General features: G+C 68.6%; 25 protein-coding genes. 13 read left to right on the top strand and 12 right to left on the bottom strand.

The window, feature by feature from the left end; all coding sequences use genetic code 11:
- Positions 1–124 precede the first annotated feature (124 nt).
- From ADK64_RS07695 to ADK64_RS07655, 9 genes are all read left to right on the top strand, one after another.
- Positions 125–1,411 carry an ion channel protein gene (locus tag ADK64_RS07695; RefSeq protein ID WP_053656400.1) on the top strand — a complete coding sequence of 429 codons (1,287 nt, stop codon included), beginning with the start codon at positions 125–127 and terminating at the stop codon, positions 1,409–1,411.
- 27 nt (positions 1,412–1,438) lie between these two features.
- Complete coding sequence (locus ADK64_RS07690) at positions 1,439–2,848, top strand: glutamate decarboxylase (RefSeq protein ID WP_053656398.1); 1,410 nt, start codon at positions 1,439–1,441, stop codon at positions 2,846–2,848.
- Positions 2,849–3,135: 287 nt separating this feature from the next.
- Positions 3,136–3,810, top strand: coding sequence for a hypothetical protein (locus ADK64_RS07685; RefSeq protein WP_063789871.1), 675 nt, complete (start codon positions 3,136–3,138; stop codon positions 3,808–3,810).
- Between the two features lie 7 nt (positions 3,811–3,817).
- Positions 3,818–6,055, top strand: a complete 2,238-nt coding sequence (locus ADK64_RS07680) for a hypothetical protein (RefSeq protein WP_159046190.1) — start codon at positions 3,818–3,820, stop codon at positions 6,053–6,055.
- Positions 6,056–6,130: 75 nt separating this feature from the next.
- Complete coding sequence (locus ADK64_RS07675) at positions 6,131–7,771, top strand: type I restriction-modification system subunit M (protein WP_053656392.1); 1,641 nt, start codon at positions 6,131–6,133, stop codon at positions 7,769–7,771.
- The gene (locus ADK64_RS07670) at positions 7,771–8,931 is read left to right on the top strand and encodes a restriction endonuclease subunit S (protein ID WP_078992541.1); all 1,161 of its coding nucleotides are present in this window, start codon (positions 7,771–7,773) and stop codon (positions 8,929–8,931) included. Before ADK64_RS07675 ends, ADK64_RS07670 begins: the two co-directional genes overlap by 1 nt.
- On the top strand, positions 8,928–12,182 hold the full coding sequence (locus tag ADK64_RS07665) for a type I restriction endonuclease subunit R (protein ID WP_078992540.1): 3,255 nt from the start codon (positions 8,928–8,930) through the stop codon (positions 12,180–12,182). Before ADK64_RS07670 ends, ADK64_RS07665 begins: the two co-directional genes overlap by 4 nt.
- 89 nt (positions 12,183–12,271) lie before the next feature.
- Complete coding sequence (locus ADK64_RS47030) at positions 12,272–13,654, top strand: AAA family ATPase (protein WP_053656389.1); 1,383 nt, start codon at positions 12,272–12,274, stop codon at positions 13,652–13,654.
- On the top strand, positions 13,651–14,373 hold the full coding sequence (locus ADK64_RS07655) for an HNH endonuclease (RefSeq protein WP_159046189.1): 723 nt from the start codon (positions 13,651–13,653) through the stop codon (positions 14,371–14,373). Before ADK64_RS47030 ends, ADK64_RS07655 begins: the two co-directional genes overlap by 4 nt.
- Before the next feature lie 37 nt (positions 14,374–14,410).
- On the opposite strand, the gene ADK64_RS07650 is transcribed toward ADK64_RS07655, so the two are convergent.
- The 4 genes from ADK64_RS07650 to ADK64_RS07635 all read right to left on the bottom strand — a co-directional run bounded on the left by ADK64_RS07650 (position 14,411) and on the right by ADK64_RS07635 (position 18,111).
- Positions 14,411–15,052: a PadR family transcriptional regulator gene (locus ADK64_RS07650; protein ID WP_053656385.1), complete on the bottom strand. Its 642-nt coding sequence runs from the start codon at positions 15,050–15,052 to the stop codon at positions 14,411–14,413.
- A 24-nt stretch (positions 15,053–15,076) separates the two neighbouring features.
- Positions 15,077–15,616, bottom strand: coding sequence for a DinB family protein (locus tag ADK64_RS07645; RefSeq protein WP_053656383.1), 540 nt, complete (start codon positions 15,614–15,616; stop codon positions 15,077–15,079).
- Positions 15,617–15,747: 131 nt separating this feature from the next.
- Positions 15,748–17,208, bottom strand: a complete 1,461-nt coding sequence (locus tag ADK64_RS07640) for an aldehyde dehydrogenase family protein (protein ID WP_053656381.1) — start codon at positions 17,206–17,208, stop codon at positions 15,748–15,750.
- Positions 17,209–17,277: 69 nt separating this feature from the next.
- On the bottom strand, positions 17,278–18,111 hold the full coding sequence (locus ADK64_RS07635) for a helix-turn-helix domain-containing protein (RefSeq protein ID WP_053656378.1): 834 nt from the start codon (positions 18,109–18,111) through the stop codon (positions 17,278–17,280).
- Between the two features lie 345 nt (positions 18,112–18,456).
- Between ADK64_RS07635 and ADK64_RS07630 the strand changes: the two genes are divergently transcribed.
- On the top strand, positions 18,457–18,963 hold the full coding sequence (locus ADK64_RS07630; RefSeq protein WP_234384493.1) for an ATP-binding protein: 507 nt from the start codon (positions 18,457–18,459) through the stop codon (positions 18,961–18,963).
- A 160-nt stretch (positions 18,964–19,123) separates the two neighbouring features.
- On the opposite strand, the gene ADK64_RS07625 is transcribed toward ADK64_RS07630, so the two are convergent.
- From ADK64_RS07625 to rpmG, 8 genes are all read right to left on the bottom strand, one after another.
- Positions 19,124–19,342: a DUF397 domain-containing protein gene (locus ADK64_RS07625; protein ID WP_221509208.1), complete on the bottom strand. Its 219-nt coding sequence runs from the start codon at positions 19,340–19,342 to the stop codon at positions 19,124–19,126.
- A gap of 221 nt (positions 19,343–19,563) precedes the next feature.
- Positions 19,564–20,028 carry an SRPBCC family protein gene (locus tag ADK64_RS07620; protein WP_053656373.1) on the bottom strand — a complete coding sequence of 155 codons (465 nt, stop codon included), beginning with the start codon at positions 20,026–20,028 and terminating at the stop codon, positions 19,564–19,566.
- Positions 20,025–20,372 (bottom strand): ArsR/SmtB family transcription factor, encoded by a 348-nt coding sequence (locus tag ADK64_RS07615; RefSeq protein WP_053656371.1) that lies wholly within the window; start codon positions 20,370–20,372, stop codon positions 20,025–20,027. Before ADK64_RS07615 ends, ADK64_RS07620 begins: the two co-directional genes overlap by 4 nt.
- A gap of 7 nt (positions 20,373–20,379) precedes the next feature.
- Complete coding sequence (locus ADK64_RS07610; RefSeq protein ID WP_053656368.1) at positions 20,380–20,754, bottom strand: VOC family protein; 375 nt, start codon at positions 20,752–20,754, stop codon at positions 20,380–20,382.
- Between the two features lie 64 nt (positions 20,755–20,818).
- Positions 20,819–21,052 (bottom strand): 30S ribosomal protein S18, encoded by a 234-nt coding sequence (rpsR, locus tag ADK64_RS07605; RefSeq protein ID WP_053656366.1) that lies wholly within the window; start codon positions 21,050–21,052, stop codon positions 20,819–20,821.
- Entirely contained in the window at positions 21,052–22,212 is a 1,161-nt protein-coding gene (locus ADK64_RS07600) for a CobW family GTP-binding protein (RefSeq protein WP_053656364.1), read from the bottom strand. The genes rpsR and ADK64_RS07600 overlap by 1 nt, the downstream gene beginning before the upstream one ends.
- Positions 22,209–22,463: a type B 50S ribosomal protein L31 gene (locus ADK64_RS07595; protein WP_053656362.1), complete on the bottom strand. Its 255-nt coding sequence runs from the start codon at positions 22,461–22,463 to the stop codon at positions 22,209–22,211. Before ADK64_RS07595 ends, ADK64_RS07600 begins: the two co-directional genes overlap by 4 nt.
- 9 nt (positions 22,464–22,472) lie before the next feature.
- Entirely contained in the window at positions 22,473–22,637 is a 165-nt protein-coding gene (gene rpmG, locus ADK64_RS07590; RefSeq protein WP_053656360.1) for a 50S ribosomal protein L33, read from the bottom strand.
- A 61-nt stretch (positions 22,638–22,698) separates the two neighbouring features.
- On the opposite strand from rpmG, the gene rpmB reads away from it, so the two are divergent.
- The 3 genes from rpmB (at position 22,699) to ADK64_RS07575 (ending at position 23,790) form a co-directional block, all read left to right on the top strand.
- A complete protein-coding gene (gene rpmB / locus ADK64_RS07585) occupies positions 22,699–22,935 on the top strand; it encodes a 50S ribosomal protein L28 (RefSeq protein WP_053656491.1) in 237 nt (78 codons plus the stop codon).
- Positions 22,935–23,240: a 30S ribosomal protein S14 gene (gene rpsN, locus ADK64_RS07580; protein ID WP_053656358.1), complete on the top strand. Its 306-nt coding sequence runs from the start codon at positions 22,935–22,937 to the stop codon at positions 23,238–23,240. The genes rpmB and rpsN overlap by 1 nt, the downstream gene beginning before the upstream one ends.
- Positions 23,241–23,307: 67 nt before the next feature.
- Positions 23,308–23,790 carry a hypothetical protein gene (locus tag ADK64_RS07575; RefSeq protein ID WP_234384492.1) on the top strand — a complete coding sequence of 161 codons (483 nt, stop codon included), beginning with the start codon at positions 23,308–23,310 and terminating at the stop codon, positions 23,788–23,790.
- Positions 23,791–23,911: the final 121 nt, after the last annotated feature.

The following is a 23,911-nucleotide window of genomic DNA, read 5'->3' as shown; positions in this document are numbered from 1 at the left end:
CCTTGTCGTCGGTACGCCCGCCACGCTGAGGCCTCACGCCACGTGAGGTGCAAGCCGGTTTCCCCTCCGGGGCGTTTCGGATGTTGTGCGCAATATGTGCGTTTATTCCGTTTATGGTGAGCCGGTGGCCCAGGACACCGCGCGGCAGCCGCCCCCGACCGCTCCGACGGCCCCGGCACGGACCCTGCTGCCGTTCATCCTGCCCGCCGTCGTCGTGGGCGTGGTCGCGGCCCTGGTCTTCGTCGGGGTCAGCGCGGCGGCGGAACAGCTCCAGCACGTGCTGTGGGGGCCGCTGCCGGACGCGCTCGGGGTGGGCCGCTACTCGGTGCCCTGGATGTTCGCCGTGCTCGTGGCGACCGGTATCACCGTCGGGCTGGTGGTCTGGAAGGTGCCCGGTCACGCCGGACCCGACCCGGCCACCCTCGGCCTGGACGCCCCCGTCATGGCGCCGGCGGTGCTGCCGGGGCTGCTGGTGGTGACCGCGCTCATGCTGGCCGGCGGTCCGAGCCTCGGCCCGGAGAACCCGATCATCGCCGCGAACGTGGGCCTCGCGGTCTGGCTCGGCACGCGCCTGCTGCCCCGGACACCGGGCGCGCTGTGGCCGGTGCTGGCCGAGGCGGCGACGATCGGCGCACTGTTCGGCACGCCGGTGGCGGCGGCGCTGGTGATCTCCGAGGCGCTGGCCGGCCGGCCGATGCGGGGGCGGCTGTGGGACAACGTGTTCGCTCCGCTGACCGCGGGCGCGTGCGGGGCCATGACAACCGCCCTGGTGTCCCGCCCGACCTTCGACCTGGGGCTGCCGGCGATGGGCCGCCCGCACGCGAAGGACCTGCTGGCAGCCCTGGTGATCGCCTCGGCGGCAGCGCTGCTCGGCATGTGCGCCGTCTACGCCTTCCCGTACGTCCACGCGGGCTTCCGGCGGCTGCGGCACCCGATGCTGATGCTGCCGGCCGGTGGCGTCGTGCTGGGGGCGCTGGCGGCGCTCGGCGGCCATCTGACGCTGTTCAAGGGGCTGTCGGAGGTCGGCGAGCTGGCCCGCGCCCCGGAGGGCTGGTCGGCGGGGCAGTTCGCCGTGATGACCGTGGTGAAGCTGACCGCGCTGCTGGTCTCCGCGTCCTGCGGCTTCCGTGGCGGCCGCATCTTCCCCGCGGTCTTCGTCGGCACGTCACTGGGTCTGTGTGCCCATGCGCTCGTTCCGGCCGTGCATCCGTCGCTGGGCGTGGCGACAGGCGTCCTGGGCATGCTCCTGGCTATCACGCGACAGGGCTGGGTGAGCCTGTTCACCGCCGCCGTCCTGGTGGCCTCGCCCGCCATCCTCACCCTGCTGTGCATCGCCTCGCTGCCGGCGTGGCTGCTGGTGACGGGGCGCCCGCAGATGCAGCTGCGACCGGACGGCACCCCGGTCCGCTGACAACTTCCCTATCCTGGAGGCACGTTCATGGCTCTGCACCAAGGTCCCCGGCAGCATCAAGAGCGGGTGATGTCGGTCAACCCGTTCTTCGGTGAGGCCAGTCCGGTCGGCGACATGATCGAGGCGCCGCCCACGCACCGGCTCCCGGACGGCCCGCTGACCCCGTCCACGGCGTACCAGCTGGTGCACGACGAGCTGATGCTGGACGGCAACTCCCGGCTGAATCTGGCCACTTTCGTCACCACCTGGATGGAACCGCAGGCCGGGGTGCTGATGGCGGAGTGCCGGGACAAGAACATGATCGACAAGGACGAGTACCCGCGCACGGCCGAGCTGGAGCGGCGCTGTGTGGCGATGCTCGCCGACCTGTGGAACGCGCCGGACCCGTCGGCGACGGTGGGCTGTTCCACGACCGGGTCGAGCGAGGCGTGCATGCTCGCCGGGATGGCGCTGAAGCGCCGCTGGACGAAGCGCAACGCCGACCGGTACCCGGGCTCCGCGCGGCCCAACCTCGTCATGGGCGTCAACGTCCAGGTGTGCTGGGACAAGTTCTGCAACTTCTGGGAGGTGGAGGCCCGTCAGGTCCCGATGGAGGGCGACCGCTTCCACCTGGACCCCGAGGCCGCCGTGGAGCTGTGCGACGAGAACACCATCGGGGTCGTCGGCATCCTCGGCTCGACCTTCGACGGCTCCTACGAGCCGATCGCCGACCTGTGCGCGGCCCTGGACGCCCTCCAGGAGCGCACGGGGCTCGACATCCCGGTGCACGTGGACGGCGCGTCCGGCGGGATGGTGGCGCCGTTCCTCGACCCGGACCTGGAGTGGGACTTCCGGCTGCCGCGCGTGGCCTCGATCAACACCTCCGGGCACAAGTACGGGCTGGTGTACCCGGGCGTCGGCTGGGCACTGTGGCGCGACGCGGAGGCACTGCCGGAGGAGCTGGTCTTCCGGGTCAACTACCTGGGCGGCGAGATGCCGACCTTCGCGCTCAACTTCTCGCGGCCCGGCGCGCAGGTGGTCGCGCAGTACTACACGTTCCTGCGCCTCGGCCGCGAGGGCTACCGGGCGGTCCAGCAGTGCACCCGGGACGTGGCGGGCTCGCTGGCCGGACGGATCGGCGAGCTGGGCGACTTCCGGCTGCTCACGCACGGCGACCAGCTGCCCGTGTTCGCGCTGACCACGGCCGACGACGTCACGTCGTACGACGTCTTCGACGTGTCCCGGCGGCTGCGCGAGAACGGCTGGCTGGTGCCCGCGTACACCTTCCCGGCGAACCGCGAGGACCTGTCCGTCCTGCGGGTCGTGTGCCGCAACGGCTTCTCGCACGACCTGGCCGACCTGTTCCTGGCCGACCTGACCCGCCTGCTGCCGGAACTGCGCCGCCAGCCGAGCCCGCTGACCCGGGACAGGACGACGGCCACCGGGTTCCATCACTAAAAGACAGACAACGCACTGTCAGTCATCGTCGGGAGGGTTGTCGTGATTGCTGAGAAGCCCCCTTCTCAGCAATCACTAGACATCAACTAACGAACGTCGTAGTGTTGCACGCGTTGAAAGTGATGACGCGGTCAGGCCATCACAGCGACGGTCTGCAGCATGCCCACAGACGCTCTTCCGGGCCCGGACATGACTACGCCCCGGGCTGTGTGCAAAGCAGTGACAGGACTCCGGGGCTCACGCTCCCGAAGGTAACACGGAATCTTTCATTCAGGGGGGCGGCAGTGGTGACGGAGGAAGAGGCCAAACGGATCATCGACGCCATCTCGGCTGAGCGGTTCCAGCCCTTTCTCGACGCATGCGACCACGACCTCGTCGTCGCACTGAGGCTGTACTACTGGGACGGAGAGGCCTCGCGCGCCTTCCTCGGCGCGCTGCGTGACTTCGAGGTCGCCATGCGCAACTCCTTCCACGCCAAGCTGGCCGGCCGTTACGGCCAGGCCGACTGGTGGGACTCACCTCGCGTCCGGCTGACCAGCAAGGGCATCCGCCAGGTGAACAGCGCCAAGCGGTCCCTCGAGACCGAGTTCGGGCCGGGGTTCACCGCCGGCGACATGGTCGCCAGGTTCACCCTCGGTTTCTGGGTAGGTCTGACGGGGCGCGGCCAGAACTACGAGATGCAGTTCTGGATCCCCGCTCTGCGTCACGCGTTCCGCGGCTACCTGGGCGAGCGCGGCGCGCTCCAGCTGGAGCTCGATGCCGTACGCCGCCTGCGCAACCGTGTCGGCCACCACGAGCGCATCTTCCACCTCCGTCTGGAGGAGGACTACGAGAGGCTACTTCGGCTCATGGAGTACGTGGCGCCTGAAAAGGCAGCCCTGCACCGGAAGTTCAGCCAAATCCCCGTCGTCCTCGCCCGCAGGCCTCTGGTGCTGTCCGGTGCCGAGCCGGTGCGTCTGTGAGGCTGTGATGTCACGTCCTACCACCCCGTCGTACGCTCCCGTGTCGCTCGGTGAGATCAAGGAGCTCGCAAGAGTCGGGCGTCCCACGGTCAGCAACTGGCGGCGACGCTTCTCCCGAGAGGTCCTGGGTGACGCCAACGGCTCGCGCCGCCCCTTCCCCGACCCGATCCCGGGCGTGGGCAGCGAGAGCAAGCCCCTCTTCGACGCTGCGGAGATCGCTGACTGGCTCGACCAGCGGAGCGTTCCGGACGCGGAGCCCGACGCGGACGGCAGGCTGCCCACCTACGGCGACCGGTTCCGCCGTGCCCTGCGGCTGCGCGGTCTGGTCGCGCTCAGGCACCGTCTCGGTTCGGCCGAGACGCTCATCTCCCGGGGACTTGCCGTCATCGCCATGTCCGGCGAAGGAAAGGAATGGATTCCGGAGCACCTGCCCGAGGGACTGCTCGCCGAGTACGAGGCTGCCGACCCGGAGGTCGTCCGCGCCGTACACGAGCTCATCGAAGAGATCGGCGCGCCCGGCCGGGCCGCTGACGCGCTGCTCGGCTTGGATGACGAGGGACTGGATATTGCCCGGCGCATCGAGTCCGACCTCGTCATGGACGTCACCCCGCGCGAAGTCGTCGCTCTGATCGCCGCGCTGATCGGGCCCAACAAGGGCGGTCCGGATCAGCGCTCGACGATCAGCCTCTGCGCAGGCCTCGGGGAACTGCTGCTCGCCATGGGCGGGGGACCCTACGAGGATCTCAGGGGTCACGGCGAGCTGGTGGCAGTCGAATCCGACCCCTTGTTGCGGAAGTTGCTCCGGTATCGGCTGCTCAGCTACGAGGCCGGTGCCATCGATGTCTACGCCTCGCCCGCCGAACTCGACACTCTCCGCACATGGGATCAGTCGCGGGACGAGAGACCGCACGGTTTCCCGAACGCCGAGATCGTGCTCGCCGATCCGCCCTACGTGTCCGGGGAGCGGGAACGGGACGACGAAGGCCCCCTGTGGTGGGCCGAGGAGGCAGTCCGCCGGCTGCGTCCCGGCGGTCGTGCGTACGTCGTCGTCCCGGCCTGGACCCTCGCCCGTACACCCGGCACAGGTCCGGCCTCCGTGCGGACTGCAACCATCGGCGCGCGCGAAGCACTCCTGGAACGCGGCTGTGTGGAGACGATCGTTCAGCTTCCCCGTCGTATCCATCCGTTCCTGACCGGTGCCGAGTACGCGTTGCTCGTTCTTCGTCCACCGTCCGGGCCGCCGCCGTCGGTGCTTCTCATCGACGCGGACCGAATCTCCCGGCGGACCGAGGGGAGGGAGTGGATCGACCAGGTCGTCAGGATCGTAGGGTCGTCACAGGCGAGTTGTCGTGCGGAGTGCTCAGGAGCTGGCCGGCCGACCGAAGTCGTTTCGGATCCACAGGACGCGAAGCTGGTTCCCGTTCACACGTCGGAGCCCGGCCACGAGTACCTACTGGACCACCGCTCGGTCCTGCCCGCTCACCGCCTCGCGGCCCCCGAGGTCGACGTCGACCACTTCGAGGAGACGATCACCGCACGCCGGGCCGCCGCCGTGGCCATGCCCCACCTGCGCGACTGGCTCGGTGAACTGGGCATCGCCAAGCGGCGTACGCCGATACGGCATCGCAAACTCGACGAACACCTGCGGGCGGGGCAGTTGAGGCTGCTCAACGGACACCGCATCAAGGACGAGCACATCGGCGAAGCCGGCCTGCCCGTCGTCGGCCGTGCCGAGCTGCTGGGTCAACTTCCCATCGGAGCACGCCGTATCGACCTGAAGGATCTTTCGGAGTACTCGTCGGCGAGGATCACCGAGCCTGGCGACGTGTTCCTGCTCGCCGAGCACGGGGTGCGCTGCCAGGTCGACATGGCGGGCGGCTGCGTGCTGCTCTCCCCGATACAGGGACTCCGGATCACGGCATACCGGGACCACATCCAGAACATGGCCGACGGCGAACCCGACCGCCCCGATACCTTGTGGATCCGCCCCTACTGCCTGGCCCAGCTGCTCCAATCACCCCGAAACCAGCACCGCGGCAGCGGGGCACTGGTCCGGCGGGTGAGCGTGCGCGACATGGACCTGCCTCAGTTGCCACCGGCCGAGATCGGTGAACTGGAAAAGATCCTGTCGGAGACAGAGCGGCTACGCGCCGACGTGCGCCGCCAGCTGGAGGCTCTGGACGGCCTCGCCGAGCGGATTTCGGCAGGGGTCGCGGACGGAGCACTGGCGTTGCGGCCAAAGTGACGAGCACCGCCCGCAGCACACTTCCCCAGCAGTACAGATTCACATTCGCAGAGACCGGAAGAAGTGAGAACCGTCGTGCCACCACGGAAGAAGAAGGACGCCAAGCCCGAGCCCATGAAGGCGATCCTGTGGAAGTCGGCGGACAAGCTGCGAGGGACGCTGGACGCCGCCGAGTACAAGCATTTCGTCCTCGGCCTCGTCTTTCTGAAGTACGTCTCCGTAGCCATGGCCGAGAAGCAGGCGCAGCTTGAGGCGGATCTGAGGGATGGCAGCATGCTGGCCGACCTCGGCCTCGAAGGTCAGGCTTCGGACGAGCTGATCCTGAAGACCGTCGAGGACCGCCGGCAGTACACGGGCTCGGGTCTCTTCTACGTTCCCCCGACCGCCCGCTGGGAAGTGGTCATGGAACGCGCCAAGGGAACGCTGGACGGACCCTCGCTCGGTGAGGTCATCAACTCCGCGATGGACACCATCGAGAAGGCCAACCCGTCCCTCAAGGACACCCTGCCCGACAACTACAACAGCCAGCGTGTCAACGAGACCACCCTCGCCGGCCTGGTGCAACTTCTCGACCGGCTGGAGTTCCAGTCCCAGATCGGCGAGAACGGCAGGCGCACGGGGGCTCGGGACCTGATGGGCGAGGTGTACGAGTACTTCCTCGCGCAGTTCGCGATCGCCGAGGGGCGCAAGGGTGGGGAGTTCTTCACCCCAGAATCCATCGTGCGGCTGCTCGTGGAGATGCTGGAGCCGCAGGAAGGGGAACGGGTCCTCGATCCGGCGTGCGGCTCGGGCGGCATGTTCGTGCAGACCGAGAAGTTCATCGACACCCACGGCGGCAACCGCTTCAACATCTCGGTCTACGGCCAAGAACGCAATCTCACGACGTGGCGGCTGGCGAAGATGAACCTCGCCATCCACGGCATCGAGGCCAACCTCGGGGAAGAACCGGCCGACTCCTTTCACGAGGATCAACACCCCGAGCTGAAAGCGCATGTGGTCCTCGCCAACCCTCCATTCAACATCTCCGACTGGGGCGGCGAACGACTTGGCATCGACAACCGGTGGGCCTACGGCGTACCGCCGGTCGGCAACGCCAACTTCGCCTGGATCCAGCTCATGGTCAGCAAACTCCGCCCGGGCGGCAGGGCGGGCATCGTCCTGGCCAACGGCTCGATGAGCAGCAAGTCGGGCGGCGAGGGCGACATCCGGCGTGCGATGGTCGAGGACGATCTGGTGGCCTGCATGGTGGCATTGCCGGCCCAGCTGTTCCGGTCCACGCAGATCCCGGCATGTCTGTGGTTCCTAGCGGAGGGCAAGGGGCGGCAGCACGCGGAGTGGGTGCGCGGTCGGAAGGGCGAGGTGCTCTTCATCGACGCGAGCGGACTCGGTGAGATGGTCGGGCGCACGCTGCGGGAACTGACGGTGGCGGACATCGAGCGGATCGGATCGACGTTCCGTGCCTGGCGGGGAGTCGAGGGCGCGGAAGCGTACGAGGATGTGCCGGGTTTCTGCCGGAGCGCTTCGCTGGAGGAGGTCCGGCAGAACGACTTCATGTTGACGCCGGGGCGGTATGTGGGGGTTGCCGAGGCTGTCGGTGAGCATGACACGGAGCCGGTGGAGGCGAAGGTGGCGAGGCTGACCAAGGAACTGTCCGCTCACTTTGCGGAAGCGCGGCGACTGGAGGCCATCGTGAGCGAGCAGCTGAGGAGGATTTGATGCGGCACGTCGTCACACGGCCCCTTAAAGAGTTCTCCGTCCCCAAGGGGCTCGTCGGAGGTCCTTTCGGCTCGAACCTCGGAAAGGCTGATTACACAGAAACCGGAGTTCCCGTGATTCGGGGGCAGAACTTGTCCGGCAGGGGATTCTTTTCTCATCGCGATTACGTCTACGTATCCGAAGAAAAGGCCAGCGAAGATCTTTCCCGAAACCTGGCACTGCCTAATGACGTGGTCTTCACGCAGCGAGGCACCCTGGGGCAAGTCGGTATCGTACCCACCCTGCCGTACGAACGTTACGTCATCTCACAGAGTCAGATGCGACTGCGCGTCGACAAGAGCCAGGCCGACGCACGTTATATTTACTATTGCTTCCGCGATCCGGCCATGGTGGCGAGAATTCATGCGCGCGCGATCACCACGGGAGTCCCCCATATCAACCTGGGAATTCTCTCCGACTTGCCGATCCCGGATCATCCGCTGCACGTCCAGCAAGCCATCGCCGAGGTCCTGTGCTCCCTCGACGACAAGATCGCCGTGAACGAGCAGATCGCCTCTGCAAGCCTGGCGCTCGGAGGCGCCCTCCTGGAAGAGGCCACCCGGCAAGATCCTCTGAATTCAGTCGTCGGCGATATCGCCGAACTGGTCTATGGGAAGTCCCTGCCCGAGCCCAAGCGGCGTTCCGGAGACACGCCTGTCTTCGGTTGCACCGGCCAGGTGGGTTGGCATGACACTTCGCTTACCTCATCATGTGGCCCCGTAGTCGGCCGCAAGGGAGCGAACGCCGGACACGTCTCCTGGATGTCACGGCCTGGCTGGGTCATCGACACGGCTTTCTATGCTCGACCGACGGCATCGGGAATCTCTATCGAGGCCCTGTACTTCGTACTCGATTCCGCAGGACTCAAGTCGCTGCTCGGCGACTCGGCGGTACCCGGGATCAATCGAGACCTGGCTCTCAGACACCGCATTCGCATTCCTTCCGCCCAACCGATGCAGCGGTTCTGCCACCAGGCCCGTGACCTGCTGAACGTCGCCGTACAGGCCGGGACGGAGAACGGCACCCTGGCCGCCCTCAGAGACACCCTGCTGCCCCGACTCATCGCCGGAAAGATCCACGTCAAGGACGCCGAGCGCGTCGTGGAGGATGCCACGTCATGACCGACGAAAGTGCTGTCACTCCCCCGGAGTCCGACAGGAGCCCCGCCAGCCGACCGGCCGGTGGCTCCTCCGAGCACGACTGGGAGTTGCTCGCCCTCGATCACCTCGCCGAGTTCGGATGGCAGCATTTTCCCGGAAAGGACCTGAACCCGAACAGCGGCCACCGGAAGGACTGGGGTGACCTGGTCCTCTATCCCCGCCTGCGTACAGCCATCGCCACCCGCCACCCCGACCTCCCCGCCCACGCCGTGGAAGAGGTGATCGAGGAACTGCTGCGGCAAGCGCCCGGCAACGACGTACGCAGGAACTGGCAGTTCTACAAGAAGCTCACCGGTGATCTGAAGGTCGAGTACACGGATCCGATCACCGAAAAGAAGCACAGCGTCACCGTCCGCCCGATCGACTTCACCGACCCGCACGGAAACGATCTCGTGGCCGCCTCGCAGGTTCGGATATGCGCGGCCAGCGAGCGGACGTTCATCTTCGACATCGTGCTCTACGTCAACGGCATCCCGCTCGGTGTCGTCGAGTTGAAGAAGGCGAGCGGGCGGGACGACTCCCGCACCGCCTACGAGCAGATCCAGAACTACCGACGCGAGCTGAAGAACGACGGCACCTTCCGCACCTTGTTCGTGGCAGTCGCCAGCGCCGGGGTGACCGCCCATATCGGCACACCCTTCACGCCCTGGGAACACATGGCCCCTTGGCACGCCGAGGATGGTGAGCTGCTGAAGCGGAAGGAGGAACGGGAGGACGGACGCGCGCTGGAGCGGATGATCGCCGGAGCGCTGGAGCCAAATCACTTCCTGGATCTCATCGGGAACTTCCTCTCCTACTCCGCCGAGGGCACCGGCGGCAACGTGGACACGGTGAAGCTCGCCAAGGCCCATCAGTACCTCGCCGTGAAGACGGCACTCGCGGCCACCGAGTCCGCCGTCGCCACGGACGGCAGGGCCGGCGTCGTCTGGCATACGCAGGGCGCCGGCAAGAGCGAGGAGATGCTCTTCTACACCGGCAAGGTGACCCGCATCCCCGAGCTGTCCAACCCGACGGTCGTCCTCATCACCGACCGCATCGACCTCGACGACCAGCTCTTCAACACCTTCGTCGCCAGCCACAGCCTGCACAGGGTGATCGGTGGAGAGCCCAAGCGGGCCTTCACCGGCTCCAAGCTGAAGGAACTGCTGACCCGACGTGAGGGCGGCGGTGGTGTCATCTTCACGACGCTCCAGAAGTTCCGTATCAGCAAGGCCGAGAAGGAGGCCGGGGCCAGGCATCCGTTGCTCTCGGACCGCCGGGACATCATCGTCGTCGTGGACGAGGCCCACCGCAGCCACTACGACTTCGAGGACGGCTTCGCCCGCCATCTGCGCGACGCCCTGCCGAACGCCACGTTCATCGCCTTCACGGGCACCCCGATCGACAACAGGACCGGCAACACCCTCGCCGTCTTCGGGCCGACGATCCACACGTACGACCACACCCTGGCCGTCAAGGACGGCGCCACCGTCCGCGTGTACTACGAGCCGATCCTCCACAAGGTCGCCCTGCCCGAGGATGCCGACCTGGACGACCTGGACGCCCAGGCCGAGGGACTGGTCGAGGGACTGAGCGAGGCCGAGCAGGCCCGTGCTCGTGCCCGGTTCGCCACGTTCGAGAGTGTGATCGGCGCGGACGAGCGCATAGGTGAACTCGCCGGCACCGTTCTGTCCCACTGGGACAACCGCAGCCGGGAGATGACCAAGCTGACCGGCAGCGCCGGCAAAGGCATGATCGTCTGTTCCTCGCGTCGCATCGCCGCCCGCCTGTTCAGGGCGCTGGCCGCGCGTCGGCCGGAGTGGGTCGGTGAGCCCGACAGGAAGACCGGGCTCCTTCCGGACGGCACCGGCAGGATCCGGGTGGTCTTCACCGGGAACCCCGGAAAGGACGACGCCGAGGTCTCGCCGTACGTCCGTACCCCCGAGAAGATCAAGGCCCTCCAGAAGCGGGTCACGGACCCTGACGACGAGCTCGAACTCGTCATCGTCCAGTCGCTGTGGCTCACCGGATTCGACGCGCCCCCGCTGCACACCCTCTACCTCGACCGCCGGATGCGCGGGGCCGCCCTCATGCAGGCCATCGCCCGCGTCAACCGCACCTGGGGCGAGAAGCCGTCGGGACTGGTCGTGGACTTCCTGGGGGTGACCCAGCATCTCACCGACGCCGTCGCCGAGTACACCTCGAACGACGACCGCGACGAGGGCACCATCGGCGCGAACATTTCGGAGGCCGTCAAGACGGTACTGGAGATGCACGGGCGGGTCGTCAAGGTGCTCGACGACTGCCCGTGGCGCGAGACCCTCGACGCCGACGGCTACCAGGAGGCCCTGTACACCGTCCTGGAGTTCCTGAAGGAGGGCGAGCCCGGTCTCCAGCCGGGCCAACCCACACGCCGGCACCTCTTCATGCACTACAGCAAGCTGCTGTCGCAGGCGTTCTCACTGTGCCCGGCCCATGAGGACGTTCAGGATCTACTCCCGGACATCCAGTTCTTCACCACCGTGCGCACCTCGCGCGAGAAGCTCGACGTGGACGGCCTCAAGGAGCAGGGTCTGGCCACCGCCGCCGACCAGCGCCGCCTGATCGATCAGCTCAACGCCGAGGCGGTCGTCGCGGACGGTGTCGTCGACATCTACGACGCCGCCGGCCTGACCATGCCCGATCTGTCGCATCTGGGCGAGGAGTTCGTGGCCTCGCTCAAGGCGAGCCGTCACCCCAACCTCGCGCTCGAAGCCCTGCGCCGTTCGCTGACGAAGGAGATCCGCGACGCCCACCCCGGCAACATCACCAGGCAGCGCGCCTTCACCCAGCGGATGCAGGAAACGATGAACCGCTATCACAACGGGCTGGTCAGCGCGGCCGAGACGATGGACCTTCTCGTCGAGTTCGCCCGTGAGGTCTCTGCCGATCGTGCCCGCGCAGCAGAACTCGACCTCAGTGAGGACGAGCTGGCTTTCTACGATGCCGTCGCCGCCAACCCCTCCGCATTGGAGATGGGAGAGGGTGTCCTCAGTCAGATAGCCCGCAAACTGTGCGAACTCGTCCGCAAGGACGTCACCGTCGACTGGCGTGTCAAGAGTCAGGCCCGGGACCGCATCCGGGCCAGGGTCCAGTTCCTGCTGGACTTCTTCGGCTACCCGCCCGACAAGGCACCGGACGCGATCGACCTGGTGCTGAAGCAGACCGAGGTCATGGCGGAGGAGTGGGCATGAGGGCCTGAGCCCGCGCCTGCCGCATGTCAGCGCCCCATGAGAGGCTGACCCCGCCCAGTGAACGAGGACGCGGGCAGAAGGGGGGACAGGTGTACGTAACCGGAATCGGCTTCTCGAATGTCAGAGGCTTCACGGGAGCGCGGACCGTCGACGAGCTCCCACTGTCCGCATCGCATGACGGCGACGGAGGCAGCTGGACCGTACTCGCCGGACGCAACGGCTCGGGCAAGTCCACCTTCTTGCGGGCCCTCGCCCTCACCGTCGCAGGCCCCCAGGTGGCCCGCACCCTCGTGCAGGACTTCAGTGGCTGGATCACCACCGGCGAGCAATCGGCCTGGACGCAGGTATATGTCCGGCCCGACTACAGCGTGGACCGACTCGTTGGGCGGGGCGGAGCACCCATCGACCGTATCGTTCTCGGCCTCGACTGGGCGGTCCCCGAAGCGCAGGCGGGCGGGCCACGCTACGGGGCATCGCCGTCACAGCCCCGGTTGTCTCCGTACGACGGCGAGGAATACGGCTGGAAAGGCGCCGGGCGCGGTCCCTGGGCCGACAACCCCCAGGGCTGGTTCTGCGCCGCCTACGGGCCCTTCCGCCGGCTGGTGGGCGGCAGCGGCGAGGCTCAGCGTCTGATGCTGGCGCCGGGACCTGCGGGCCGTATGGCTTCCCTTTTCCATGAGGACGCGTCACTGGCCGAAGGCGTGAGCTGGCTCAAGGAGCTGCACCTGCGGAGCTTCGAGGAACAGGAAGGCGCCCGGGAGCTACTGGAGACCGTTCTGGAACTGCTCTCCGACGGACTCCTGCCGGACGGCTACCGGGCCCTGCGGGTCAGCGCGGACGGACTGTGGGTGGCCCCGGCAGGGAACGCCGACCGGGCCTACCCCCTGCGCGAGATGAGCGACGGCTTCCGCACCGTCGCCTCCCTGGTCCTCGACATCGTGCGGCAGCTCCAGACTTCGTACGGCGCCCTCGACGCAGGCACGGACGAGGGCGGACATCCGGTGGTCCGGATGCCGGGTGTCGTGATCATCGACGAGGTGGACGCCCACCTCCACGTCACCTGGCAGCGCCGGATAGGCACCTGGCTGCGCAGCCACTTCCCCCGCATCCAGTTCATCGTCACCAGCCACAGCCCGTACATCTGCCAGGCGGCCGATCCCGGCGGGCTGATCCGGCTGCCGGGTCCGCAAGAGGACCGCGGCCCCGAGGTCGTCGACGACGGGCTGCACCGGCGCGTGGTGTACGGAAGCGGCGACGACGCGGTGCTGTCCGAGTTGTTCGGTCTGGAGACGCCCTACTCCGACGAGGCCGAGCGGCAGCGTGTCAGGCTCGTACAGCTTGAGCGAAAGGTCTTCCGTGACGAGGCCGACGATACGGAGCTGCGCGAGTACCGTGAACTGACCGAGCTGCTCACCAGTTCCCTGTCCACACGGGTCGACGAGGTGGCGGCGAGGCTCGGAGGAAGCCGGTGATCCCGGTCCAACGGCCTCCCGCCGACTCGGAGTTACGTGAACTGCTGGCCCGCTGCACGGGAAGCGTCGTGAAAAAGGGTGCCGACAGCGCGGCGGCAACATCCGTATGGGGGAGCAGCCGCGCGGCCAAACGTGAGATTCGTGCCCGGCTGCACCGTATGGCGCCCGCCATCCAGCGGTGCATGTACTGTCTCGACAGCCAGGGCACCGACATCGATCACTTCCAGCCCAAGGCACTCGCCCCGCTGCGCACGTTCGACTGGCTGAACCACTTGCTGGCCTGCTCGTATTGCAACAGCAACGTGAAGCGTGAGGAGTATCCCTGCGACGAGGAGACCGGGGAATGCCTGCTGCTGGATCCCAGCACCGACGATCCGGCCAGCCACTTGGCACTGTTGCCTGCGTCCGGGACGTACGAAGGCCTCACGGCGAAGGGCCGGAAAACGATCGTCGTCTTCGACCTCAACCGCGAAGTGCTCAGACGCGGCCGGGTCCGCATGTACCGGCTGTGCCGGGATCTGCTGCCGGTCTGGCACGCCAAAGTCCTCCTGGGTGACCTGGAGGGGGCCGGCGAGACGGCCATGACTCTGCGCGAGGAGCCTTTCGGCGACGTTCTGCGTGCCCTGTGCCGACGAGCCCATACACCTGCCGTTGCCGAGCTGACCTACGGCCGGATGCTGGGCCCGGCTCTTCACGCATGGCGGCATCAGGAGGCATGAAGCCATGGGCCGGGCGCCGACAGTGGAGCAAACTTGCTCAACGACCGTCCCCCGGATGCCGCTCCCCCGTCCCATAAGGGTTCTCCTGCCCCTCGGCAAGGACGCCGACGAACGGTTCGCCCTCGTCGGCGAAGGTGTAGGCGCCGTTCTCAAGGCGCTCGACGAGGCCGTGGGTCCACGCGGCCTCGGAGTCGGCCGTGTGGACCCACATGTTCGTGATCTCTCCGATGTGACCGAGCCGGGCGGGGCCTTCCTCGGGGACGTAGTGCTCGGTGACCGAGGTCCGCCACGCCTCGATCCGGCGTGTGCGCTCCTTCAGCAGGGCCACCGCCTCGGCCCGCGGCAGGTCCACCATGAAGCCGATGGCCGCCGTCTTCATGTCACCGCGCTGGTCGTAGGTGACCAGCGCGTCCCGCAGCAGGGCGAAGTACGCCTCGGTGCCCTTCCCGGTCAGCTCGTACTCGGTGCGCGGCGGGCCGCCGACCGTGGACGGCGCGATCTCGTGCGCGTGCAGCAGCCCTTGCTTGGCCATCTGCTTCAGGGCGTGGTAGATGGAGCCCGGTTTGGCGTTGGACCACTCGTGCGCGCCCCAGTACTCCAGGTCACCCCGTACCTGATAGCCGTGGGCCCGCCCGTGCTGGCGGACCGCGCCCAGCACGAGAAGACGGATCGCTGACATGCGGTCCAGGTTATTGCCGTACGACTATCCGGCTTGCTCCAGGGCCACCAGCTCGAACGCCGTCTTCCCGTCCAGCGACTCCCGGACGATGTCGGCGTGGCCGGCGTGCCGGGCCGTCTCGCGAATCAGGTGCAGACACAGCCAGCGCAGCGAGACCCGGCCCTCCGGCGGGAACCAGGGGTCGGGCGGCAGCGGGAAGGTGTCGTCCAGGCTCGGCGCGGAGCGGATGAACTTCTCCGTCTCGGCGGCGACCTGCTCCCAGTAAGCCAGCTGCGAGGCCACCGTCTCGTCATCGGCCAGCTGGAACGTCTCGTGCCAGTTCGACTGGTCGCGCCGGATCGCCGGCGGCTCCTGCTTCGCCCGCGCGATCCAGCCCTGCTCGACCTCGGCGACGTGCTTGAGCAGCCCGCCGAGCGACAGCTCGCTCGCGCTCGGGCGGGTGCGGGCCTGCTCCTCCGTCAGCCCGAGCAGCGCCCGGCGGATGCCGCCGCGCTGCTCCTCGATGAACGCGAGCAGCGCGCCGCGCTCGTCGCCCTGTGCCTCTGCGGGTACGTGTGTGACCATGACCGGCCGCCTTTCCTGGGTGCCGCCGGAGCGATTCGCCCCTGACATCACCGAAGCTACGGGCCATCGAGGTCAGATCCTGTCCTCAATGGCCCGGCTGGCGGAGAAGGGCGAGAAAGACCGGGAGAGGGTCAGAACGGGAAGCCGCTGCGGCCGTGCTGGACCGAGATCCACTTGATGGTCGTGAAGGCCTCCAGCGTCGTCTCGCCGTTCAGGCGGCCGAGGCCCGAGTGCTTCTCGCCGCCGAACGGGACGAGCGGCTCGTCGTGGACCGTGCCGTCGTTCACGTGGAACATGCCGGTGTCGATCCGCTTGGCGAAGGCGACGCCCCGCTCGATGTCGCCCGTGTGGACGGCGCCGCTCAGGCCGTACGGGGTGTCGTTGACGATGCGGACCGCCTCCTCCTCGCCGTCGAACGGGATGAGGAAGACGACCGGGCCGAAGATCTCCTGCTGGAGCAGCGCGGACGCGGCCGGTACGTCGGTGAGCACGCTGGGCGCGACCAGGTTGCCCTCCGCGGCCCCCCGCACCAGGGCCGTGGCGCCCTCGGCGAGCGCCTGCTCGACGGCGGCCGAAATGGCGTTCGCCTGCTGGGAGTTGATCACGGGGCCGATGACGGTCTGCGGGTCACGCGGGTCACCGGTCTTCAGGGTGCGGACCTTGGCGACGAACTTCTCGGTGAACTCGTCGGCGACGGAAGCGTCCACGAGGACCCGGTTGGCCGCCATGCAGACCTGGCCCTGGTGGACGAACCGGCTGAAGACGGCCGCGTCCACCGCGTAGTCGATGTCGGCGTCGCCGAGGACCACCAGCGCGCTGTTGCCGCCCAGTTCGAGCACCGAGCGCTTGAAGTTCCTGGCGCAGACGGTGGCGACGTGCCGGCCGACCTTGTCGGAGCCGGTGAAGGAGATGACCTTCGGGACGGGGTGCTCGATGAAGGCGTCGCCGATCTCGGCGATGTCGGTGACGACGACGTTGAACAGGCCGCCGGGCAGCCCGGCCTCCTCGAAGATCTTCGCGATCAGGGTGCCGCCGGCGATCGGGGTGTTCTGGTGCGGCTTGAGGACCACGCCGTTGCCGAGCGCGAGCGCCGGGGCGACCGACTTCAGCGAGAGGAGGAACGGGAAGTTGAAGGGGCTGATCACACCCACGACACCCACCGGCACCCGGTAGACGCGGTTCTCCTTGCCGTCGACAGGGGAGGGCAGGATCTTGCCCTCGGGGCGCAGCGCGAGGTGGACCGACTCGCGCAGGAACTCCTTGGCGAGGTGCAGCTCGAAACCGGCCTTCACGCGCGTGCCGCCCAGTTCCGCGACGATCAGGTCGGCTATCTCCTGCTCACGGTCCTCTATCAGCCGAAGCGCCCGCTCGAAGACCGCGCGCCGGGTGTAGGGGTTGGTCTCGGCCCACTTCTTCTGGGCGCGGGCGGCGGCCCGGTAGGCCTGGTCCACCTCGTCGATCGTGGCCACCGTGATCGAGGCGAGCTTCTCGTCGTCGTAGGGGTTGAAGTCGATCACGTCCCAGGAGCCCGTGCCCGGACGCCATTCACCGTCGATGTACTGCTGGGCCAGGTCGCTGAAGTAGGACGACATGTGATCCCTCAATCACTAGCGGAGCCAGATCCCGGTCACGGTCTGATCGCACGTCATCGTACTTGCGTTTCAAGAGAGTTGAAGGAGTCCTCGCAGCAGGTCCCGGCTCTCGTCGGTGCCCGGGCTGTCCTGCTGGAGCTCCTTGAGCGCCTGCTCGTACTGGGCGACGTCCTCGCGCTTGTCCAGATAGAGGGCGCTGGTCAGCTGTTCCAGGTAGACCACGTCGGACAGGTCGGCGTCCGGGAAGCTCAGGATCGTGAAGGCGCCGCTCTCGCCGGAGTGCCCGCCGAAGCTGAACGGCATGACCTGGAGCCGTACGTTGGGGCGCTCGGAGATGTCGATGAGGTGCTGGAGCTGGCCGCGCATCACCGCGCGGTCGCCGTACGGGCGGCGCAGGGCGGCCTCGTCGAGCACGATGTGGAACTCGGGGACCTCGCCGGCGCGGTCGGCGAGCAGATACCGCTGCCGCTCCAGGCGCAGGGCCACGCGGCGCTCGACGTCGTCCGGGCCCGCGCCCTTCATCCCGCGCCGGACCACCGCGCGCGCGTACTCCTCGGTCTGGAGGAGGCCGTGGACGAACTGCACCTCGTAGGCGCGGATCAGGGAGGCGGCGCCCTCCAGGCCTACGTAGGTGGGGAACCAGCTGGGCAGGACGTCGGTGTAACTGTGCCACCAGCCCGCCACGTTGGCCTCGCGCGCGAGGGAGAGCAGCGATTCGCGCTCCGCCTCGGCCGTGATGCCGTACAGCGTCAGCAGGTCTTCCACGTCCCTGGTCTTGAAGCTCACCCGGCCCAGCTCCATACGGCTGATCTTCGACTCGGAGGCGCGGATCGAGTACCCCGCCTTCTCGCGCGTGATACCCCGCGCCTCACGCAGCCGCCTGAGTTGCGAGCCGAGCAGCATCCGCCGCACCACCGATCCAGGCTCTCCCGCGCTCACGTTCGCCAGCCTCCCCAACCGTCTTCAGGGCCCGCAGTCTGCCACTAAAACACTTCGAGCAGTACTCGTCCGGTTACGGAAACGGAAAGAGCTGAGCCGTTTCTGCCTGCACCTGGCCGGGAAGAGGTCAGGACCACTGGCGACAAGCGTCGTAAAGATGGCAGAAAAAATGGCCAACAAGCGGTACGGGCAGTGCCATTTCGGTCGCGTGCACGTGCATCTGCCCTTGCATCTGCTCTGCGCATCCGAAACCATGGTGCCGCGCCACCGCTGCATCGCAACGACCGCGAATTCCCGGGAGTGCCTCGCATGGGAACGAATGGATCGACCATGCTCAAGCCGTTACGGCAGGGCCTTCCGCCGCTGGATCCCGCGGCCGTGTCGGATGCCGCCTCCTGCGCCCTGCCCGCCCGCTACGAAGCGGTGCGCGAGGCCCGGCGTTTCACCCGCGCCACCCTCGACCAATGGGACGTGGGCGACCGCTTCGACGACATATGCCTCGTCGTCTCCGAACTCGTCACCAACGCCCTGCGCCACGCGGTCCCGGCCGACCAGGGGCAGGGGCACGGCTGCGAGCCGCACACCCCGGCCGTACGGCTGCATCTGATGCGCTGGACCGAGCGACTGGTGTGCGCGGTGCGCGACCCGAGCCACGAGACGCCGGTGCCGCGCGACTCGGACGACTTCTCGGCCGAGTCCGGGCGGGGGCTGTTCCTGGTCGACTCCTTCGCCGACAGCTGGGGCTGGCACCCGCTCGCCGGCACGCTCGACGGCAAGGTCGTCTGGGCCCTGTTCCGCCTCCGGCCGGTCCGCTGACACGGAACGGCACCGACGGACGCACGTTTTCTACGCGCGTCACCCGTCATCCGCACGTCTGCCGCGACGGTTTCTCATGCCCCGGCAGCACCCCGGTCCTCACCTCGACGCCCTGACCCCGACATCGTTGCCGGCCGCCCCGCCCGCCGGCATCGGCGCGTCAGCTCGCGATCAGATGGTCGAACTCGCCGTCCTTGATGCCGAGGAGCATGGCCTCGATCTCCGCGCGCGTGTAGACGAGCGCGGGCCCGTCCGGGAAGCGCGAGTTGCGTACGGCGACCTCGCCGCCCGGCAGCCGGGCGAACTCCACGCAGGATCCCTGCGAGTTGCTGTGCCTGCTCTTCTGCCAGGCCACGCCGTCCAGCTGCGTGGCAGCCATGCCGTTGTACACGTCGTACCCCCCGTACGTGCCGTCAACGTCGCGGTCCACAGGTCGCTCCCCGGTGGTGCACTGGCTGGTGTGGCCATAGATGCTGTAGTCAACTGACCCGGATCATAACCCCGTTCACGTGCGGATGCATGAGCAGATGCACGTGCACGCGCGGTGGTCCCACGGTTACAGGTTTGACGTCCGCTTTACCCGTCGGGGAGACGCCCGCATCAGCGAAGTCGTTCCAGCGTCTGCCCCAGCGCAGGCAGGACATGCCCCCGCCAACCCCCGTCCATGATGTTCCGTGCCATCAGCTGCGCCGGGTCGTCCGGATCGAATCCCTCGTGCACTAGGAACAGACGCGTACCGCGCCCTTCCTGTTCCAGGGTCCACGTGATCGTCCAGTCGGCGGGGTTGGCCGGATCGGCGTCCGCCCAGCGGACGGACAGCATCCGCTCGACGTCGTAGGCGAGGACCCGCACCTCCACGACGCCGGAGAAGCGGGAGTTGGGACGCGGGACGGAGGTCATCCGGTACCGATGCCCGACCTCCAGCCGGAAGCCCTCGGCCCCGGGCATCTGCCAGCGGGCGAGCAGCTCGGGGTCGGTCAGGGCGCGCCAGACCTTGGCGGGCGGATGCGGGAAGAACCGGTCGACGCGGATGGTCGTCAGGTCGTCATCGGGTTCGCGGCTCATGACCGGTCATCGTCGGGCATACGGTCGAGCAGATCGCCGAGGCCCCTCAGCCGGTCGCGCCAGAACCGCTCGTACGGATGGAGCCAGTCCTGCACCTCGGCGAGCGGGGCGGCCTCGAGGCGGTAGATGCGCTGCCGCCCGGAGCGCTGCTCGGAGACGAGGCCGGCCTCCCGGAGCACCTTGAGGTGTTCCGAGAGGCTCGGGCGGCGCATCTCGAAGTGGTCGGCGAGCGCCTGGACCGGCTGCGGTCCGCGCTCGCGCAGCAGCCGCAGCACCTCGCGGCGAGTGGCGTTGGCCAGCGCGGCGAAGACCCGGTCCTCGGCGGCGGTACCCGTCCCGTTCATCGAGCGGTCAGAAGCCTTCCTTCTCCGTCAGCAGCGCAAGACCGTTGCCGTCGGGGTCCGTGAACAAGGCCATGCGGCCCCAGGGGAGCTCGTCCGGACCCTGCACGGCGATCCCGGCCTCGGCGAGCCGGGCACAGTCCGCGTCGACGTCGGTCGTGACCAACATGATCCCCCGCGCGGAGCCGGGCTCGAAACCGCCCATGCCCGGCCCGGCGAGCGTGAAGACGGTCCGGGCGCCCGCGGGGGCCACCTGGAGCCAGCGGCCCTGGGGCATGTCCCGGTCGGCGGTGACCTCCAGCCCCAGGACGTCCCGGTAGAAGCGCAGCGCGCGGTCCTGGTCGGAGACGGGAAGCGTGACGAATGAGGCGTGCGTGATGGTCATGCCCGGAGAATAGGTAGGCGATGCCCTACGCGTCAACCGTAGGAGATTGCCTACCCATACGTGTTCACCTGCTGGAGTACGGCAGCAGCGCCATCTCCCGGGCGTTCTTGATCGCCCGCGCGAGCAGCCGCTGCTGCTGCGCGGTGACCCGGGTGACACGGCGGCTGCGGATCTTGCCGCGGTCCGAGACGAACTTCCGGAGCAGGTCGGTGTCCTTGTAGTCGAGGTACGTGACCCCGGCCTGGTCCAGGGGGTTCGGACGGCTGCGAACGGGCTTGCGGTCGGGCGTGCGGGGCATCAGATCTCCAGCAGGGTGTCGAAGGCGGGCGGGAGCCGCTTCCAGGCATCGCGTCCGGCGGCGTACTCGGCATCGGTGAGCAGGCAGGACTCCAGCAGGTGCGCGAGTCCGTCCCGGTCGAGACCGGGCGAGGTGAAGACCAGGTGGTTGCAGCAGTCGCCGTGCTCCGGATGCCAGTCCAGCGCGGCGGCGGCCCGGCGCACCGGCGGCACCAGCTCCCAGGCGGCGTCCGGCAGCCCCGCCAGCCACGGCCCCGCGCTCTCCACGCACAGCGCGCCGCCGGCCGCGTCCCAGTGGAGCAGCACGTCGGGCTTGTCGGCGAGCCAGAACCTGCCCCGGCTGCGGGCCGCGGCGCAGGTCAGATCCTCCAGCGCGGCGTACAGCCGCTCCGGATGGAAGGGCCGGCGGCGGTGCCAGACCAGGGTCGAGACACCGTGCTCGTCGGCCTCGGCGGGCAGCAGGGCGCAGGCCGGATGCTGGGCGGCCGCCGCGGCCTCCACGTCGAAACCGGCCAGGGCGGCCCGCGCCAGCGGGGAGGCGGCAGACGCCGGCGCGTCCGAGCCGGCCACGGCACCGATCGGGACCTGGCGGGCCGTCGGGTGGAGCTGCGCGAGCAGCTCGCGGTCCTCGTCGTCGGCCTCCGGGGAGTCGGCGACAGCGAGGACGGGGGCGTACTCGAGCTGCCGGGCGAAGGTGTCGGCGATCGTGCGCTGGTCGGTGGCCGCCGCGGCGAGACCGGCCTCGGCGAGGTCGTCGCCGTTGCCGAGGTACGGCAGCACCAGCGCCGGGTCCACGGCGGTGATCACGGCCGTGACGGTCAGCCCGCCGGACGCGACCACCTCCGCCATCGCCTTGGGCTCGACCGAGTCCCACAGCTCGACGACCGCGAGCCGGGTCGTGCCCTCGTCGGCGAGCCGGCGCAGCTCCGGCACCAGATCCTCGCGCAGCGCGCAGCACGCGCAGTCGTTGACCAGCGGCGCCTCGCCCGCGGACAGGACGCCGCCCCGGTCGCGGACCGTGCGCACGACCGTGCCGGCGACGGCCGTCGCCAGGTCGTGATGGAGTACGACGCTGCCGGGCACGTCGGCGAGCAACCGCTCGACGGCCGCCTTGCGTGCGTCGGTGTGCAGCCCGCCGACGACGGCCACCGCCAGGCTCACGCGCCGCCCCGCTTCCCGTACCGGCGCTCGAAGCGCTCCACGCGCCCGGCGGTGTCCAGCACGCGCGCGGTGCCGGTGCAGAAGGGGTGGCTGACGTTCGAGATCTCGACGTCGACCACCGGGCAGGTGGTGCCGTCCTCCCACTCGACCGTCTTCTCGCTCGTCATGGTCGACCGCGTGAGGAAGGCGTGGCCGGCGGCACGGTCACGGAACACGACGGGCCCGTAGTCCGGGTGGATTCCCTTGCGCATGGCGGTGGCTCAGCGCTCCTCTCGGAAGTCGGCGTGCCGGCCGGCGACCGGGTCGTACTTGCGCAGCGTCATACGGTCCGGGTCGTTGCGGCGGTTCTTGCGGGTCACGTAGGTGTAGCCGGTCCCGGCGGTGGACCGGAGCCTGATGACCGGGCGGAGTTCGTTGCGTGCCATGCTGGTATCTTACTGAAAATGAATTCCATTAGCAGCAATGCCTGAGGAGAGCTACGTCACCGTGTCCGCTCACTGCATGCTGACCGGGGCCCGGCCGGGCTTCGGCAACCGCATCTCGCACTCCCACCGGCGCACCTCGCGCCGCTTCGACCCCAACATTCAGAGCAAGCGCTACTGGCTGCCCGGCGAAGGCCGGTACGTCCGGCTGCGGCTGAGCGCCAGGGCCGTGAAGACCGTGGACGCGATCGGCGTCGAGGCGGCCGTGGCCCGGATCCGCGCCCGGGGGGTAAGGGTCTGATGGCGAAGAAGAGCAAGATCGCCAAGAACGAGCGGCGCCGGGAGACCGTCGCCCGGTACGCCGCCCGGCGCGCCGAACTGAAGGAGATCATCCGCCGGCCGTCGTCCACGGACGCCGAACGGCGCGCCGCGCAGGGCGAGTTGCGCCGTCAGCCACGCGACGCGAGTGCCACGCGCGTGCGCAACCGCGACCAGGTGGACGGCCGCCCGCGCGGCTACCTGCGCACCTTCGGGCTGTCCCGGGTAAACCTGCGCGAGCAGGCTCACAACGGATTCCTGCCCGGCGTCCGGAAGTCCTCCTGGTGACTGCTGGTAGCTTGCTGCGGGCCGTCCGGCCGAGGGCGGCCGGACGCTACAGCTTGGGAGCTTTCCGGTGACTTCTGCGACTGCAAGGGTGCGGACCGCCGCCGTGGCCGCGGGGATGGTGGGCGCGCTCGCCGCACTGACCGCGTGCAGTGGGGGCGGCGGCAAGACCGCCTCCTCCACGCCGAGCGCGACCCCCGTCTCGACCTCGGGCTCCGGAGCCGTCACCAGCGCGTCCGGCAAGCTCCAGGGCAGCTGGATCACCACGAGCGGCGGCAAGATCGTGGCCCTGGTGGTCAGCGGGAAGAAGGCCGGGCTCTTCGTGACCGGCCAGAAGGACTGGTGCCAGGGCGCCGCGGGCAAGGAGGCGGGGATGCAGATGATCCATCTGGCCTGCGCCGACGGCAACAAGCAGCGCGTGACCGGCATGGTCGAATCGGTCGACGCCAAGTCCATGAAGGTGACCTGGTCGGGCAGGACGGGCCAGGAGACGTACACCAGGGCGGAGGGCGGCAAGCTGCCGGCGGTGCCGCCCAGCCACCTGAAGAAGTGACGCCGTTCCCGTCGGTGACTTCGCGGGGGTGAACCCGCCGCTGCGGCGCGCCGACTGGAGCGGGCGGTACGTCGGGCGGCGTGTTGACTCCCGCGTCAGCCGGTGCGTTGACTTCGGGCGG

The organism is Streptomyces sp. MMG1121 (assembly GCF_001280015.1).
Taxonomy (GTDB): domain Bacteria; phylum Actinomycetota; class Actinomycetes; order Streptomycetales; family Streptomycetaceae; genus Streptomyces.
The sequence above is the reverse complement of the archived record's forward strand: the minus strand, read 5'-3'. Positions and strand labels throughout refer to the sequence as shown.

Coding starts and splice junctions, on each gene's coding strand:
- ADK64_RS07635 (WP_053656378.1), bottom strand. CDS start 18,111: ATGCTGCTCGGCTCGCAACTCAGGCGGCTGCGTGAGGCGCGGGGTATC.
- rpsN (WP_053656358.1), top strand. CDS start 22,935: ATGGCGAAGAAGAGCAAGATCGCCAAGAACGAGCGGCGCCGGGAGACC.
- ADK64_RS07630 (WP_234384493.1), top strand. CDS start 18,457: ATGGGAACGAATGGATCGACCATGCTCAAGCCGTTACGGCAGGGCCTT.
- ADK64_RS07690 (WP_053656398.1), top strand. CDS start 1,439: ATGGCTCTGCACCAAGGTCCCCGGCAGCATCAAGAGCGGGTGATGTCG.
- ADK64_RS07620 (WP_053656373.1), bottom strand. CDS start 20,028: ATGAGCCGCGAACCCGATGACGACCTGACGACCATCCGCGTCGACCGG.
- ADK64_RS07670 (WP_078992541.1), top strand. CDS start 7,771: ATGCGGCACGTCGTCACACGGCCCCTTAAAGAGTTCTCCGTCCCCAAG.
- ADK64_RS07610 (WP_053656368.1), bottom strand. CDS start 20,754: ATGACCATCACGCACGCCTCATTCGTCACGCTTCCCGTCTCCGACCAG.
- rpmG (WP_053656360.1), bottom strand. CDS start 22,637: ATGGCACGCAACGAACTCCGCCCGGTCATCAGGCTCCGGTCCACCGCC.
- ADK64_RS07595 (WP_053656362.1), bottom strand. CDS start 22,463: ATGCGCAAGGGAATCCACCCGGACTACGGGCCCGTCGTGTTCCGTGAC.
- rpsR (WP_053656366.1), bottom strand. CDS start 21,052: ATGCCCCGCACGCCCGACCGCAAGCCCGTTCGCAGCCGTCCGAACCCC.
- ADK64_RS07665 (WP_078992540.1), top strand. CDS start 8,928: ATGACCGACGAAAGTGCTGTCACTCCCCCGGAGTCCGACAGGAGCCCC.
- ADK64_RS07680 (WP_159046190.1), top strand. CDS start 3,818: ATGTCACGTCCTACCACCCCGTCGTACGCTCCCGTGTCGCTCGGTGAG.
- ADK64_RS07625 (WP_221509208.1), bottom strand. CDS start 19,342: ATGGCTGCCACGCAGCTGGACGGCGTGGCCTGGCAGAAGAGCAGGCAC.
- ADK64_RS07615 (WP_053656371.1), bottom strand. CDS start 20,372: ATGAACGGGACGGGTACCGCCGCCGAGGACCGGGTCTTCGCCGCGCTG.
- ADK64_RS07650 (WP_053656385.1), bottom strand. CDS start 15,052: ATGTCAGCGATCCGTCTTCTCGTGCTGGGCGCGGTCCGCCAGCACGGG.
- ADK64_RS07645 (WP_053656383.1), bottom strand. CDS start 15,616: ATGGTCACACACGTACCCGCAGAGGCACAGGGCGACGAGCGCGGCGCG.
- ADK64_RS07640 (WP_053656381.1), bottom strand. CDS start 17,208: ATGTCGTCCTACTTCAGCGACCTGGCCCAGCAGTACATCGACGGTGAA.